We start from the raw sequence: 14,982 nt of genomic DNA, 5'->3' as shown, positions 1-14,982 counted from the left end.
AATCATTTATATGAAATTAAAAAACTGCCTGCTCATTCATGGTATGCTGAATATACCTGAGAGAGCAGGTATTTTATATGCAAGGAGGATAGTGGATAATATGAAAATGTTACAACGAAACATCTCAATGCTATGTCTGATAGCGATGCTTTTTTCTATGACGGCATGTGGTCATAACACCAAGGGTGAGGAGGCGCCTGTATCCTATGTCGCAAGTTTTTTTGACATCCCTGATACAGTGACATACATTTCAAGGCTTCTGATCAGCGATAACAAGGCTTATGTGTGCTGCCAGGAAGGTAATGAGGTCTCGTATTTGGCGGCAATATCAATTGATGACGGTGATTTTCAAAAGCTGCCGCTGGTAATGGAGGATTCAACGGTACTTCTGGATTTTGGTATGGATCAGCACGGCAGCATATGGGCTGTTTGCAAAGATAATGCAGGAGGCTACAGTTTGAAAAAATTTGATAGCAGCAATACAGCGGTCCAATCCGTAGATTTATCGTCAGTTTTGGATGCCACAGTTACTTCCTCATCTGGCAGTGAAATATTTATGAGTATGGATGCCGACGGGAATATCTGCATAGCAGCCAAATGCGGTAGTATATATGCTTATCTTTTTGACAGCAATGGTGAGTTTTTGTTTGATCTCAATTATGATGGAAATCTTATGACCACCATAACGACCGGTGAGGGACAGATTGGTGTGTGCGCCACTACTACGGACAGAGCGAACTATAATCTGCTTACCGTGGATATAGATAATAAGGATTGGCACAAGGATCCCATATATTTAGGAACAACAGCAGGTCTGTTTGGAGGAAGTACCAACAATTTCTATCTTTTTGACTCCTCAAGCCTGTATGGTTACAGTGCTGGGGCACAGGAAGGTAAGCTTATCTTCAACTGGTCTGATATGGGGTTGAACACATCGGATGTTCATGTATGTGAGCTTGAGGATGGCCGATTTGTGGTTTTGGCCGCGTCGTCCAACCAGACTTCTGTACTCTCCTATGAGATAGGGGTGCTTTCCAAGGGAAAAGATGATCGGACAGAACTCAGTATGGTGAGCCTGACTGCCAATCCAAGTGTTGTCCAGGCTGTTTCGGATTTTAATAAAACAAATAAAGAATATAAGATTGAACTTACGGAGTATTTTCCGTACGAACAAAACGTATCCGATGAGGAATGGGATAATGCCGTTTTAAATCTTAATACAAAGATTATTTCAGGGGATATACCAGACATTTTGGATATGAGCAATTTATCGGTTCCGATCTACCATAACAAGGGGTTGCTGGAGGATCTCTACACGTATATTAAGAACGACTCAGAAATTAATATGGATGACTATTTCGCAAATGTCTTTGACGCCATAAGCATTGACGGTAAACTGCCTTACATTACAAATGGTGTATCTATATCCACAATGCTGGCTAATACAAGTGCCCTTGATGAAAATGGGGGATGGACGCTGGACAGCTTGGAAAAAGTTCTGGAAACCTCGGGGTTAAATTCTATAAGTAATCTGTCAAGTACATCATTTCTTGAAATAATGCTCCAGACCAATGACAGCCTTGTTGACTGGACCTCTGGTGAGTGCTTTTTCAATTCTCCGGAGTTCATAGAATTGCTGAAGTTTGCCGGGAAAATTCAGGAGAGCAGCCAAAACGGCTTCGGAGCGGACTTGAGTGCTGCTGTGGCATCCTATGAAGCTGTTTACAGTGCATACCAAATTGCACAGTACAGAGATTCCTATAAGGGAAACGTAAACGTAATAGGCCTGCCAAGCTCCCATGGAGAATACCATGCGATCAAGCCAGAAGTAAAGATTGGAATATCCTCATCCAGCAAGTATAAGGATGGTGCATGGGAGTTTGTGAGGACATTTTTGATGATGGAGCATCAGGAGTCTTGTTATCTTCTGCCATTCCATAAGGGAGCGTTTGATACTGTAATGCAGGCCGCTATTAATGGTAATTCTATGTGGACGTTCCTGTACGAAGACGGGAAGATAACACAAGAGGATGTAGAGCTTATGAGGACGCTCTTAAGCAGTGTGTCCTATGCAGTAAATGAAAGCCAGAGTCTGGAAGACATCATATTAGAAGAAGCCTCAGAATTTTTTGCCGGTACGATAAGCGTACAGGAAGCTGCTGAAAAGATCCAGAGCCGTGCCAGCCTTTATATAAAGGAACAGATGTAGTTATAATTAAAACAGAAAGGAATTAAGAATTATGAAAAAACGAATGGTAAGCCTGTATGTAATCATTTGTGTAGGGATGTTTTTATTTTCAGGATGCGCAGGTGCGGAAACGGAACCTAAAACTTCCAATAACCAGATCAACGATACGCAGTCAGATGCGGTACCAGCCGATCAGGGATCTGTTGCAAAAAATGATCCCCAAGATGACGCTGGCAGTGAAAATAAGGAAACAACTGCTGAAAACACATTTACGGATGCAAATGATATGATCACTTCAGCCGACTTCAGTGGAGTGGTCAGTGGTTGTACTGAAACAACATGTACGATAGGTGCAGGCTTTGCTTCTTCTGATGGTGAAGCAGATAGCGGCAGTGTATGTGTTGCTTTTACAGATGAAACTATATTTCAAAGAGCGCTGGTTGATTCTCAGGGCGGAAAGTATTCTCTTGACGACGGTGATAAAAGCGAACTAAAGGATGATGATTTTGTATTGCTTTTTGGTACCCAGCAGGCAGATGGCACTTATCTGGCGGATAAAATAATTATGATAGAGTTTCATAATTAACTTTACAGGAGACCACACAATGAAGCTCATACATATCAAGGAAAAGATCAACGATATTATCACACAGGAAAAAGATATGTTCGCCTCTGGTTTAAAGCATAAGCCTCTGTTAAGTAACCGTGTACAGCGTATAGCAATACGTCTTATAGTCTCATTTTTTGTACTGATCTTTGTATTTACGATCGTTTCCCGTGTGTCTGATTCTGCCACGATTGCCAGCGTTCAGGTATCAACAATGGCAAGTGGAACACTGACGAACAAAGCTGAAATTGATGGGACTATTGACGCAGAAGATGGTATATCCATCACCCTGCCGGAGGGCCTCAGGGTTATCAAGGTTAATGCAGAAAGGGGAAAGCAGGTAAGGGAAGGCGAGGCGCTGCTTGCGTTTGATGTATCTTCCATAGAAGATAAGATTAAGGGCCTCGAGGATGAGATCTATATCCTTAACCAGAAGATAAGCCTTTCCGGGAAAGGAAGCAGCGATAGTGTTCTTGATGCACAGCAGGCGCTTGATGATGCACAGCAGGCGTATGACCGTCTGGCTGCTAAGTTTGAGAGGAAAGATTTTGCAGACCTCGAAGCGGCGCTTGCCAATGCAATCGAAAATAAAGACAGGGCTATCACAGCTGCAAGGCAGGCATTCATTAAGGAAGCGGAGGAAAATCGGAAGAATGTTCAAGAATCTGGGGATGATGCGGTTCGCGCGGCACAGCAAGCGCTCTCAGAGGCTGAGGAGGGAACGCCTGCCTACGATAGCGCCGTTCAAAACCTTGAAGTTATCAAGGCGCGTTGGGACAACGCACTTTCTGAGGCCGATGAGGCACTTTCTGCGGCAGAAAACCGTACAGATTTTTCAGATGAGGCTGCGGTTATGGATGCTCAGGCCGCTATTGAAGCTGCAGAGAGCGCGTTAATAAGCGCTCAGCGAGAGTTTGAAGACTCAAAGGATGAGGAACTCTACGCTGCCGAAAAAAACATTGAAGCGGCGCGGCGGGCATTGAAAAAGGCTCAGGAAAACAAGTCTAAATCGCAGACTGAGGCAGAAATTGAGCGTGTCACTTATAAGGCTGAGTTGTCAGAAAAGGAAAAATTACGTGACACACTGAAAGAAATCATGGACAATGGTGGTCATGTTATGGCTCCGGTTTCCGGTACGGTTTTGAAAACTTTGGAAAAGGGTTCAAAAACGGAAGCAGATGTTGAAGTAGTTACACTGTCCAACAATGGCGTGGGTTTTGTTTTTAAGGGGAGCCTGGATAAAGAGAATGCCGAGAATTTTTCGGTAAATGATACAGGGGAACTTAGCTATAGGCTTGACGGCAGCACACAGAAGCTGGACGTGAAGATAGCAGCCATGGGAACAGCTGATGAGGATAACATGGTTCCGGTGACGGTCACCCTCCCTGACGGTAAATATACCCCCGGTATGTCTGCACAACTTTCTTTGAACAAAAAAAGTGAGACATATCAGAACTGCCTGCCGCTGACCGCACTGAGAAGAGATTCTCGCGGTGACCATGTTCTCGTGATCCGTAAACAAAATACTGTGATGGGAACCGAGTGGGTTACTTCACGGGTTGATATCATCGTCAAGGACAGGGACGGGCAGATGATGAGCATTGAAAGTACAGAAAATGCACTGACCTACTCGGATAAGGTGATCACGAGCTCAAATAAGACTATTTCGGAAGGAGACAGAGTTCGCATTGAAGGCTAACAATTCTATGAATTACCGGGCTCTTACAGTAATAGGAATACTGGCAGCTTTCGTTTGGTGTATGGCCTGCTCATTCTTTATTGCAGCTATTGGCTTATGCTCAAGTGTCAGCGTACGATGGGAAACTGGTGGTGTCAGTCCGTCTGCCCTTGTCAGGCAGCAAAAATATGCAAAGCAGGATGGCCTTGCAAAACAGCCGGAGGTGACGCTGTGGCAGGTATATTCCGCACAGGAGATCATGGATGCAGATATGGGGAGTACGACTGCGGATGTGGTTGTTGTTTTTGGGGCCTGTGAAGATATCATGTCAAAAACCACACTCGTTGGTACTTTACCTTCGCAGTCTGATACAGCGGGCTGCGCCATCAGCTCAAAATTGGCTTTTTCATTATGGGGAAGCACGAATGTGCTCGGTATGCAGATCAAGATTGAAGGGGAGGTATTATATGTTCGTGGTGTATTCGATGATGATACATCAAGGGTATTCCGGCAGGCAGAGGAGGAATCCAGTGATACACTGTCCAATATGCAGTTAATATTTTCTGATGGCGGAACGCGGGAGAAGGCAGAGCGTTATCTTACGGCTTCGGACTTCACAGGAGGTACCATTCTCGATTTACCACTGATGGGGTGGGTGTTTGGCATGATTTACCGGCTTCCGGCTATGGTTTTGGCGTTTGGCATCGTTATAAGGTTGATTAAGCGGGGAGGAAAGCTCCGGCACTATCCCATGTGGATGATTTCCTATCTGCCGCTTGCCTTGATCGCCCTGGCCGCATTAGTGATCTGTATTGATTTTCCGGATATCCCTTCAAGCTTTATCCCTTCCAGGTGGTCTGACTTTAAATTTTGGAAAAATTTATTTTTGGATCACTGGGAGAATCTTACGGTCTGGATGTCGGCAGCCCCGACCTTCAGGGATAAGGAGCTTTGGAATGCAGCGTTTTTCCTGCTGTTATTTTCTTTATTTGCTTCTATCCTTGTGGCAATAGCGGCTAAGATGACATCAATACGCTCATATGCGGGCCTGGTTCTGAGCTGCGTGATATATACACTGTCACTTTGTCTGATATCTGTAAAAATAGTGTCATACAACAATATTTCGATTGGCAAGGTTATGTATTTCATGCCCTGTCTGTGGCTTTGCTTCGATCTCATGCTCCATTGGCAAGGAGGAAAGCTTGGCTTTGTATCCCATGAAAGGAGGATCTCTGTTGATTAAAACTCTTTTCTGCCGAAGAAAGAATATACCTTTGTTGAAAGCGGCGAAAAAGCCCAAATACTTATACAGGAAAAAACAACAAAACGAACATGAATACAAGGCCCCGCTAAAAGAACGTATCGTACCGTGGTTGTTTTTGACACCGAGTTTGTTTGCTGTGAGTGTAATGGTACTAATTCCGCTTGTGGATGCACTGCGGCGTTCTTTTTTCTCCGCTGTAAGCAATCAGTTTGTTGGATTCCAAAACTACATATCTGTGCTGGGTAATAGTGCATTCCAATTGGCAGCGGCCAATACTGCAAAGTTTATATTCGTTTGCATACCACTATTGCTTATCATATCGTTGGTTGCTGCATTGATGCTTACTACATTTCAGGAAAAGCATGGGATTTACAAAACAACGTATTTAATGCCAATGGCAATACCTGTGGCCTCAATTGTTCTGCTGTGGAGGGTGATGTTCCATAGAAACGGATTGATCAATGGGGTCCTGTCTTTACTGGATGTAACTTCGATTGATTGGATTGGCAGCGGGGCTGCATTTGCAGTTTTAGTATTTGCGTATATATGGAAGAACTTTGGGTATGACATGGTGCTATGGCTCTCAGGAATCAGTGCTATCAATCCGGCGCTGTATGAGGCGGGACAGATAGACGGTGCGGGCAGCATAAAACGGCTTATAAAGATCACGCTGCCCAATCTGTTGCCAACGTTGTTCACAGTCACGGTGCTGTCCCTGCTCAATTCGTTCAAGGTATTCAGGGAAGCTTATCTCATCGCAGGCAGCTATCCCGATAATAGCATTTATATGCTTCAGCATTTGTTTAATAACTGGTACAGCAGCTTGGACGTGGATAAAATGTGTGCTGGGGCTGTGATGATGGCACTTATCGTATTTACTTTGATTATGTTGTTGCAGAAGATCATGAGTGGGGGTGACGGCTCTTGAAAAAAATTCTGATCTGTCTCATTCTTTTTATGATCGCTGCTTTTGTATGGGTACCGCTGTGGATGCTTTCATCCGGTACACTTATGGGACCTGGGGAGTTGTCCGGGAACCTTGCCCCGGTTTTAGAAAGTGGTGATGGCTTCGCTGCATGGCCGATTTTTGCGCGCTACCCGACCTTCCAGGCTTATGCGGAGCTGTTGTTTGATACACCTCAATTTTTTAATGTATTCTGGAATTCCTGTAAACAGGTCTTTCCCATTATACTTGGCCATATTGTTTTGGGCGCTCCTGCGGCATGGGCATTTGCACGTTTTGACTTTCGCGGAAAAAAAGTGCTTTACACCTTATATATTGTCCTTATGCTGATGCCTTTTCAAGTAACTATGGTTTCCAGTTATCTGGTTTTGAATAAGTTAGGTCTTATTGATACTGCATGGGCCATTATTCTGCCCGGCGCTGCATCAACTCTTCCGGTATTCATCATGACCCGATTTTTTATGACGATACCAGGGGCGGTTACTGAGGCAGCAGCTGTGGATGGTGCTTCCCCCATCCAGACATTTTTGAGATTGGGTATACCTCTCGGCGCACCGGGTATCCTCTCCGCTGTTGTGTTGGGATTTCTGGAGTACTGGAACGCAATGGAGGCACCTCAGGCATTCTTAAAGGATCAGACACTTTGGCCGCTGTCTCTGTATATGGCGAATATCACCGCGGACAATGCGGGAGTATCGCTGATCGCATCACTGATTACACTTATGCCACCGCTTTTGATATTTATGTTCGGGCAGAAATATCTTGAACAAGGCATTATATCTTCTGGAATGAAGGACTAAAATATAAAAGGAGCTGTTTATGGAAAATGAAGTTCGGGCAGGCGGCCTGCAAATACACAAAGTAAATAAGTGGTATCCAGGCAATGTACACGCCGTTATCAATATGGATATGGAAATAGAACAGGGTGAATTTATTGTTTTCGTGGGGCCTTCCGGCTGTGGAAAGACTACACTGCTTCGTATGATTGCGGGACTTGAGGGCATCAGCAGCGGCGAGGTCATTATGGATGGCAGGGTAGTTAATAAAGTACCGCCTAAGAACCGTGACATTGCTATGGTATTTCAGAATTATGCCCTCTATCCGAACATGAAGGTAAAAAATAATATCGCGTTCCCCCTCAAAATGCGCCATACCAAAAAGCAGGAGGCAGCGGTACGGGTAGCTGAGGTGGCAAAAAAGCTGGAACTGGACACTCTGTTGGAACGGAAGCCCGGTGCACTCTCAGGGGGGCAGCGTCAGCGTGTGGCCCTTGCGCGGTCATTGGTGAGAAGGCCTAAGCTTTTTTTGATGGATGAACCGCTGGCAAATCTGGATGCGAAACTCCGCACAGAGATGCGCCGGGAGATTATAACGCTTCAGCGGGAATTGGGTGTAACAACAATATATGTTACACATGACCAGATCGAAGCTATGACAATGGGGACACGTATTGCTGTAATGAATTGCGGCGTTTTACAGCAGTTTGGAACGCCGCAGGAGATATATCAAAATCCGGCTAACCTTTTCGTTGCCGGATTTATAGGCTCTCCCAATATGAATATATGGGATACAAGGATTGTGTCATATCATGCGCAGCATTTTCTGACTCTGGGTGAAGCTCGTATTCCTATAGACATAAGTGGTTTGCCTGGGGAGCAATTACAAGAGCCGCTTAAGGCTGGTATCCGTCCGGAACACATTGAGCTTGCTTCAAAAAATGAACCTGGCGCCATCCGGATGGAGATCAGTTTGTTGGAGAATACAGGGCGTGAAGTGGCTGTTTTTCTTGTTGCGTCCGGCATACCGAATCTTACGATAATGACAAATGCTGATTTTTCCGGTCAAATTGGACATGAGATATACATTCGTCTGAAGCAGGAAAAGATACATATTTTTAATGGAGAGAAGGGGCATGCATTACGTTTGTGATGTCAGAGTCTCGAAAATAGCAGGAGCTAATAAATGAACCGGCCGACCAACCGAACCTAAGCAGGGATTAGCATATGAATGGATGATGGAGCTGGTCTGGAATCCGTATCGGATATAAATTTAAAATACCATAGCAAAGATGCTGTCCGAAATCTTTAGTGGATGAAAAAGACAGACACATGTTCTGCGCCGATATTTTCTGTGGGAAATATATCGGGCAGACAGGCTGTGCCTGCCTTATACTAAGCATAAGGCAGGCAGGAGAATGGAGTGGATGCAACGCATCAGATGTAAGACAAAAAGCTGTTACGCTAGTATTTTACTGCAGGCTTAAATCTTAATATACAGTGAAAGGAGTAGAGATTATGAAGTATGTAGTTGAAGAAAAAGGGACTTTTCAGGTATTGGGAATAAGAATGACAACTCCGTATGGAGGAGGTACCTGGGCAGTGGTCAAGAGTGATGGAACCAATGAAAAAATGAAAGCTATCAGTGGAAGTTTTTTTGATTTGGGATTGTGCTTCGGATTTCAGGAGGATGGCAGTAATGATTATATGTGTGCCGTTCTCTGGGACGGGCCGGAGGTAGAAGGATTTGTGACATATGAGTATCCTCCGGCAACATGGCTGATCTTTCAGGCCAAGGGAAAAATCTCAGACAATGTTCTGGGAAATCTCTGGCAGCAGATCAATCAGGAATTCCTTCCCCAGAGCCAGTATGAAAAATGTGGACTGCCCACCATCGAAAAATATGTTTTGTGGAATGAAGCAGAAGATTTGGGGGAAGTAGAAGTCTGGATACCAGTGAAATATTAAAAAAGAGAATGAAGCGGTGGGGAATTAGATAGCCTTAAGATCGGAAGGATTATATGTATGATAGGATTTTTGCACATTCTAAGAATAATGTAATTGGTAAGAATGGCAAAATACCATGGAAGATACAAGGCGAACAAAAGCAATTTAGAGAACTTACAGTAGGAAATGTTGTTGTGATGGGTATTACCGGAACGGGAAATCGCGGAAGAAACCGCACAGGTCTCCGATGCGGGATGTTTCTTACATAAAGAAAGACATTGGTTTGATTTTTGAAAATGTGGATGCAACTACGGTGAAAACAAAAAAGTTCCGAGTAAGATTGATTTCCGAGGGAGAATCGGGTATAATGGGTTCAAAAATTAGGTGCAATGCACTATACTTCCGAATAAACAGGAGACTGAGCAAGGAAAAGTTTATCAGTAGAGACAGTTATCTGGAGCAGCGGAGTATGGCTGGGGAAAGCAAAAACGTCTGCCAGATTTTGCAGACGCATAGTTGGAAGCATATGAGGCGTTCAGTAAGAATGAACAAAGCATAGAGGACTTGTGGAAACAGGTAGAGCAGGATTGCGGCATCCGGTTTACGGAAGATGAGATAGCCGAAGAGAAAAAAATAATCGTAACTGATGCCAGTATCGAAAGATAACATGCAGTCCTTGGAGAGGAACCATAAACATCACTACGATATATTGCGATGAGCCGGGTGGAAATACTCTGCCCGGTTCTCCTTTTCTTACATCCTGCTATTTTGAATTAACTCGGAAAAATTTTCAGGTGATGTTAAGTGAGTGGAGAAGTTAAGTGATATATTTAGTAAAACTTTACTGAGATGAATAGAAAATAATGATCGGTGTTAAGGAGGGATATGTTTATGAGTGAAAAGTTCCCGCAAGAAGCGAAAAAGATAATGGATGAAAGATTTGGGCACGATACTTTATTGTCACTTGCCACTACGGACACAGACAGAGAAGTTGTTGAAACTTTTGGATTGAACGAAATTGGAATGATAAAATCCATCGTTCCGGAGAATTGGGAACAGGTATTATATGATTTTTATTCCCTGTATGAGAAACTGCATTATGAATGCTCCGAACCCTATGAAGGCATCCAGGATTTGATTGTCGCTCTGCGGGCAAAAGGATTTATCCTGGCACTGATAACGGGAAAGGGCGAAAGAAGCTGTCAGATTACTTTGAATGCGTTTGGGATGGAACATAATTTTGATGAAATCCTGACGGGCAGCGAAAGTGAAAATGTTAAGGCGCAGTCATTGAAGCTGCTGCTAAAAAAATATGATTTGCTTCCTGCACAATGTGTGTATATAGGGGATGCGGTATCAGATGTGTCAGAGGCCGGAAAAGCCGGGATCATATGCTTGTCTGCTTTGTGGGGAACAACTGCAAAGGCAGAAGAATTGAAAATCATCAATGCCGATTATATCTTTGAAACGGTAGGAGAGTTAAGAGATTACTTGCTCTCTATGCCGGAGCGCATCTCTCCGACTTTAGAGTTGGAAAAAAAGACCGGACTGATAAATCCTCCACCAAGTAACAATTTCCGGCTTAGGAGGTAAATAAGCATGTCTGCATCTGTATTATTGATGAGAAGAACACGGATCATAAGAAAAAAAGGTGCAGTTAGTGAAGCTCATCGAGAGCCCGGATGAAGAACTGAAAGCCATTATGGAGAGAAAAGTACAGGTTTGAGAGGTGGCGTACCGATTACGGCCAAGAGGGCATGGTCTTGTAATACATAAGGAATTAGGTAACAGATATCATTTGTCGGACTAAAAATAGTATTTATGAGGGAATATCATGTTTAATGATGGAAGAAGTAAAAAAGTTGTTTTTGTTGCACATTGTCTTTTGAATCAAAACTCTATTTCTGATGGCACGGCGATTTTTCCGGCAGCATTTAAAGATGTTGTTGATTTTTTCCTAAATGCTGATATTGGTATTGTCCAAATGCCTTGTCCAGAGTTTTACTGTTTAGGGCTTGATCGGGGAAATATTTTCGGCGCTGATAGCCCGGTAGTGGTAGAGAATACACGAATACGTTCAGCAATGAAAAATGACAGCTTGAATATTAAATTAACAAGATTGGCTGATTATATAGTTCAACAAATTATAGAATATAAAAAATATGGCTTTGAAGTTATCGGTATTGTTGGGGCAAATCGTTCTCCAAATTGTGGTGTAGAAACAACATCGGACAAAAATGCGGAAATTTATGGAATGGGATTATTTATAGAAAAAATATTTCACCAACTTTTAGGGAAAAACGTTTCCATTCCAATAATAGGTATTAAAGGAACCGACAATATACAAGAAAAACTTCAACAGTTAATGAATTGGGAACTGTAGAAACGAACTGAGCGATATTACATAACTTTCAGTTTGTCGGCTTGTGAGGATAAGCATAATATACAGCATATGTTAGCTGGAATGGCTGGGGACAAGCTGGTTAGGAGGTATCATGAAAGGATTTAACCGAAAAAATCAATTATTTTCCCTTTGCGGATTGAATTGTGGGCTTTGCCCCATGTTTTTGAATAAATATTGCCCCGGCTGCGGTGGCGGCGAGGGCAATCAATCTTGTAAAATTGCAAGATGTAGCATGGAGCATGATGGCGTGGAATACTGCTTTCAGTGCGATGAATACCCTTGTCAAAAATACGAGCATATGGATGACTTTGATTCCTTTATGACACACCAAGGACGAAAATCTCATATGGAGAGAGCCCGGCAGTTGGGAATAGAAGCTTATAATGCGGAGCAGGTGGAAAAGACAAAAATATTGGACATTCTTCTGTCCGGTTTTAATGACGGGCGCAAAAAGACACTATTTTGCACAGCAGTATCTCTTTTAGACCTGCAAGAGCTGCAGGCGGTACTCAGGCAAATGGAAGACAGAGCCGATTTGGAAACGCTGACGCTCAAAGAAAAAAGTGCTTTAGCTGCAAGGTTGCTGAAGGCGGCAGCAGCGAAGAACAATATGGAGTTGAAACTGCGAAAGAAAAAATGAGAATTTGGATATAGCCATCATTCATTAAGGGATGAAAAATAGAAACCGAAGTGAGTTCATCGGAATGTATCCGGTTCTTAGAAAGGACAGAAGAAAAGAGGTTTATTTTTGGTAAGAGAGTATCTGCATATGAATGTTTATGATGCGTTTTTAGCACGAGTGCATTTTCTCTTTGAGGAGTTTGATCATATCTATGTCTCTTTTTCCGGAGGCAAGGACAGTGGTTTGCTGCTCAATCTGGTTCTGGATTACCGGAATCAGCACTATCCGGAAAGAACCATTGGCGTGTTCCATCAGGATTTTGAGGCACAGTATACGGTGACGACGGAGTATGTGGAACGCACCTTTGAACGGATCAAGGATCAGGTTGAGCCTTATTGGGTTTGCCTGCCCATGGCCACCAGAACCGCATTAAGCAGCTACGAGATGTACTGGTATCCATGGGATGATACGAAGAAGGAACTCTGGGTTCGGGAAATGCCTCAAAAAGAATACGTCATCAATCTGGAAAACAATAGAATGACTACATACCGTTACCGGATGCATCAGGAGGACTTGGCAAAACAGTTCGGAAGATGGTACCGGGATGCTCATGACGGCGGGAAAACGGTATGCCTGCTTGGAATGCGGGCAGATGAATCCCTGCAGCGTTACAGTGGATTCCTGAATAAAAAATATGGGTATAAGGATACCTGCTGGATCAGCAAGCAATTTAAAGATGTCTGGTGCGCCTCTCCTTTATATGACTGGTCTACAGAGGATGTCTGGCACGCCACCTATTTATTTGATTACGACTATAACCGCCTGTATGATCTCTATTATATGGCTGGCCTGAAACCCTCGCAGATGCGTGTGGCCTCCCCGTTTAATGACTATGCAAAGGATGCATTGAATCTATACCGCGTCATAGACCCGGAGATTTGGTGCAAGCTGGTAGGACGTGTGCAGGGAGCAAATTTCGCTTCTATTTATGGAAAGACCAAAGCGATGGGCTACCGGAATATTACGTTACCAGAAGGTCATACGTGGAAATCCTATACGAAGTTTTTATTGGATACGCTGCCGAGAAGGCTACGAATTAACTATGTGAAGAAATTTAATACCTCTGTCCAGTTCTGGCACGAAACAGGCGGCGGATTGGATGAATCTGTGATTAAGGAGCTTCAGGAGAAGGGGTATCAAATAAAACGAAACGGCGTCTCCAATTATACATTGAATCAAAAATCACGGATTGTATTTGTGGGACCAATACCGGATCACACAGATGATATCAAATCCACAAAGGATATTCCCAGCTGGAAACGGATGTGCTACTGCATTTTGAAAAATGATCATATCTGCCGCTTCATGGGATTTGGGATGACACGGCAGCAGCAGAAGCATCTGGATATCATACGCCGCAAATACAAAAGCATAGAGGAATTCGATTATGAAGTACAAAAGCCCAGTTTATAATGTGATGGCTGTTCCGATCGAGAAGGTACGGCCAAATAACTACAACCCCAATAAGGTAGCACCGCCTGAAATGAAATTGCTCTATGAGAGCATAAAAGAGGACGGATATACGATGCCAGTCGTATGCTATTATGTAAAATCGGAGGATATTTATCTGATTGTGGACGGCTTCCACCGGTACCAGGTGATGATGGATCATCCGGATATTTATGAAAGGGAACAGGGATTGCTGCCGGTTTCCGTGATTGAGAAAACGATTGATAAACGTATGGCCAGTACCGTGCGTCATAACAGGGCACGCGGCTCCCATGATGTGGATTTGATGAGTAACATCGTAAAAGAACTTCATGAATTTGGGAGGTCCGACGCCTGGATCTCAAAACATTTGGGAATGGACAGAGATGAAATTTTGCGCCTCAAGCAGATCACAGGTCTTGCCGCGTTATTCAAGGATATAAAATTTGGAGAAGCGTGGCACCCTGTAGAGGAAGAGGCAGCGAAAGAGTAAATAATATAGATGAATGAAAGTAGTTTATCAAAAATAAAGAACAGCTATAAAGGCTTGAAAGGAGCATTTCTATGAAGTATGTATGTACGGTTATATCAGTGGCGGATATCAGCGCCGCAAGAAAGTTTTATGAGAATTTGTTCGGGTTAGAGGTCTATCAGGATTATGGAAAGAACATGGCTTTTACCTGCGGCCTGGCATTACAGCAGGATTTTGACTGGCTGGTAAGTATACCAAAAGAAAAGGTACTGAAGAAATCCAACAATGCAGAAGCGGTTTTTGAGGAGCAGGATTTCGATGGCTTCCTGAATAAGCTAAAAGAGTACCCGGAGATTGAATATCTGGGAGAAGTCATCGAACATAGCTGGGGTCAGCGTGTGATCCGGTTCTACGATCTGGACGGGCATATCATAGAGGTTGGCGAGGATATGAAGATGGTGATAAAACGTTTTCTTGCTTCCGGTATGTCTATGGAAGAAGTCTCTGTGAAAATGGACGTTTCAATTGAGGATTTGACAAAACTTCTGAATATCTAATATGTGGTGAAGGAA

The 14,982-nt window shown here is 43.5% G+C and carries 15 protein-coding genes and 1 pseudogene; all 16 read left to right on the top strand.

The genetic code is table 11. From position 1 onward, the window contains the following. Positions 1-100: 100 nt before the first annotated feature. The 16 genes and pseudogenes from A4V09_RS08840 (at position 101) to A4V09_RS08770 (ending at position 14,967) form a co-directional block, all read left to right on the top strand. Positions 101-2,209, top strand: coding sequence for an ABC transporter substrate-binding protein (locus A4V09_RS08840; RefSeq protein WP_065544707.1), 2,109 nt, complete (start codon positions 101-103; stop codon positions 2,207-2,209). Between the two features lie 31 nt (positions 2,210-2,240). Then, positions 2,241-2,774 carry a hypothetical protein gene (locus tag A4V09_RS08835; RefSeq protein ID WP_065542019.1) on the top strand — a complete coding sequence of 178 codons (534 nt, stop codon included), beginning with the start codon at positions 2,241-2,243 and terminating at the stop codon, positions 2,772-2,774. A 19-nt stretch (positions 2,775-2,793) separates the two neighbouring features. After that, complete coding sequence (locus tag A4V09_RS08830; protein WP_065542018.1) at positions 2,794-4,494, top strand: efflux RND transporter periplasmic adaptor subunit; 1,701 nt, start codon at positions 2,794-2,796, stop codon at positions 4,492-4,494. Then, the gene (locus tag A4V09_RS08825) at positions 4,484-5,716 is read left to right on the top strand and encodes a hypothetical protein (RefSeq protein ID WP_065542017.1); all 1,233 of its coding nucleotides are present in this window, start codon (positions 4,484-4,486) and stop codon (positions 5,714-5,716) included. Before A4V09_RS08830 ends, A4V09_RS08825 begins: the two co-directional genes overlap by 11 nt. 118 nt (positions 5,717-5,834) lie before the next feature. Beyond that, complete coding sequence (locus A4V09_RS08820; protein WP_242964117.1) at positions 5,835-6,665, top strand: carbohydrate ABC transporter permease; 831 nt, start codon at positions 5,835-5,837, stop codon at positions 6,663-6,665. Beyond that, on the top strand, positions 6,662-7,501 hold the full coding sequence (locus A4V09_RS08815) for a carbohydrate ABC transporter permease (RefSeq protein WP_065542016.1): 840 nt from the start codon (positions 6,662-6,664) through the stop codon (positions 7,499-7,501). Before A4V09_RS08820 ends, A4V09_RS08815 begins: the two co-directional genes overlap by 4 nt. 19 nt (positions 7,502-7,520) lie before the next feature. Further along, a complete protein-coding gene (locus A4V09_RS08810) occupies positions 7,521-8,630 on the top strand; it encodes an ABC transporter ATP-binding protein (protein ID WP_065542015.1) in 1,110 nt (369 codons plus the stop codon). A gap of 365 nt (positions 8,631-8,995) precedes the next feature. Next, complete coding sequence (locus A4V09_RS08805) at positions 8,996-9,445, top strand: GyrI-like domain-containing protein (protein WP_065542014.1); 450 nt, start codon at positions 8,996-8,998, stop codon at positions 9,443-9,445. A 53-nt stretch (positions 9,446-9,498) separates the two neighbouring features. After that, positions 9,499-9,627, top strand: a pseudogene (locus A4V09_RS08800) (dihydrofolate reductase); the annotation flags it as partial. A gap of 313 nt (positions 9,628-9,940) precedes the next feature. After that, on the top strand, positions 9,941-10,090 hold the full coding sequence (locus A4V09_RS24320; protein ID WP_157123482.1) for a hypothetical protein: 150 nt from the start codon (positions 9,941-9,943) through the stop codon (positions 10,088-10,090). A gap of 225 nt (positions 10,091-10,315) precedes the next feature. Then, positions 10,316-11,017, top strand: coding sequence for an HAD family hydrolase (locus tag A4V09_RS08795; RefSeq protein WP_198168578.1), 702 nt, complete (start codon positions 10,316-10,318; stop codon positions 11,015-11,017). Between the two features lie 241 nt (positions 11,018-11,258). After that, a complete protein-coding gene (locus A4V09_RS08790) occupies positions 11,259-11,807 on the top strand; it encodes a CD3072 family TudS-related putative desulfidase (RefSeq protein ID WP_065542012.1) in 549 nt (182 codons plus the stop codon). Between the two features lie 112 nt (positions 11,808-11,919). Further along, complete coding sequence (locus A4V09_RS08785) at positions 11,920-12,468, top strand: DUF3795 domain-containing protein (protein WP_065542011.1); 549 nt, start codon at positions 11,920-11,922, stop codon at positions 12,466-12,468. A 129-nt stretch (positions 12,469-12,597) separates the two neighbouring features. Further along, complete coding sequence (locus A4V09_RS08780; protein ID WP_369858150.1) at positions 12,598-13,923, top strand: phosphoadenosine phosphosulfate reductase; 1,326 nt, start codon at positions 12,598-12,600, stop codon at positions 13,921-13,923. Then, positions 13,898-14,431, top strand: a complete 534-nt coding sequence (locus A4V09_RS08775; RefSeq protein ID WP_065542009.1) for an IbrB-like domain-containing protein — start codon at positions 13,898-13,900, stop codon at positions 14,429-14,431. The genes A4V09_RS08780 and A4V09_RS08775 overlap by 26 nt, the downstream gene beginning before the upstream one ends. Positions 14,432-14,502: 71 nt before the next feature. Next, the gene (locus A4V09_RS08770; RefSeq protein WP_065542008.1) at positions 14,503-14,967 is read left to right on the top strand and encodes a VOC family protein; all 465 of its coding nucleotides are present in this window, start codon (positions 14,503-14,505) and stop codon (positions 14,965-14,967) included. Positions 14,968-14,982 lie beyond the last annotated feature (15 nt).

Origin of the sequence: Blautia pseudococcoides (assembly GCF_001689125.2) — a bacterium.
Lineage (GTDB): Bacteria > Bacillota > Clostridia > Lachnospirales > Lachnospiraceae > Blautia > Blautia pseudococcoides.
The sequence above is the reverse complement of the archived record's forward strand: the minus strand, read 5'-3'. Positions and strand labels throughout refer to the sequence as shown.

Coding starts and splice junctions, on each gene's coding strand:
- A4V09_RS08835 (WP_065542019.1), top strand. CDS start 2,241: ATGAAAAAACGAATGGTAAGCCTGTATGTAATCATTTGTGTAGGGATG.
- A4V09_RS08830 (WP_065542018.1), top strand. CDS start 2,794: ATGAAGCTCATACATATCAAGGAAAAGATCAACGATATTATCACACAG.
- A4V09_RS08770 (WP_065542008.1), top strand. CDS start 14,503: ATGAAGTATGTATGTACGGTTATATCAGTGGCGGATATCAGCGCCGCA.
- A4V09_RS08810 (WP_065542015.1), top strand. CDS start 7,521: ATGGAAAATGAAGTTCGGGCAGGCGGCCTGCAAATACACAAAGTAAAT.
- A4V09_RS08795 (WP_198168578.1), top strand. CDS start 10,316: ATGAGTGAAAAGTTCCCGCAAGAAGCGAAAAAGATAATGGATGAAAGA.
- A4V09_RS08780 (WP_369858150.1), top strand. CDS start 12,598: ATGAATGTTTATGATGCGTTTTTAGCACGAGTGCATTTTCTCTTTGAG.
- A4V09_RS08805 (WP_065542014.1), top strand. CDS start 8,996: ATGAAGTATGTAGTTGAAGAAAAAGGGACTTTTCAGGTATTGGGAATA.
- A4V09_RS08785 (WP_065542011.1), top strand. CDS start 11,920: ATGAAAGGATTTAACCGAAAAAATCAATTATTTTCCCTTTGCGGATTG.
- A4V09_RS08775 (WP_065542009.1), top strand. CDS start 13,898: ATGAAGTACAAAAGCCCAGTTTATAATGTGATGGCTGTTCCGATCGAG.
- A4V09_RS08790 (WP_065542012.1), top strand. CDS start 11,259: ATGTTTAATGATGGAAGAAGTAAAAAAGTTGTTTTTGTTGCACATTGT.
- A4V09_RS08840 (WP_065544707.1), top strand. CDS start 101: ATGAAAATGTTACAACGAAACATCTCAATGCTATGTCTGATAGCGATG.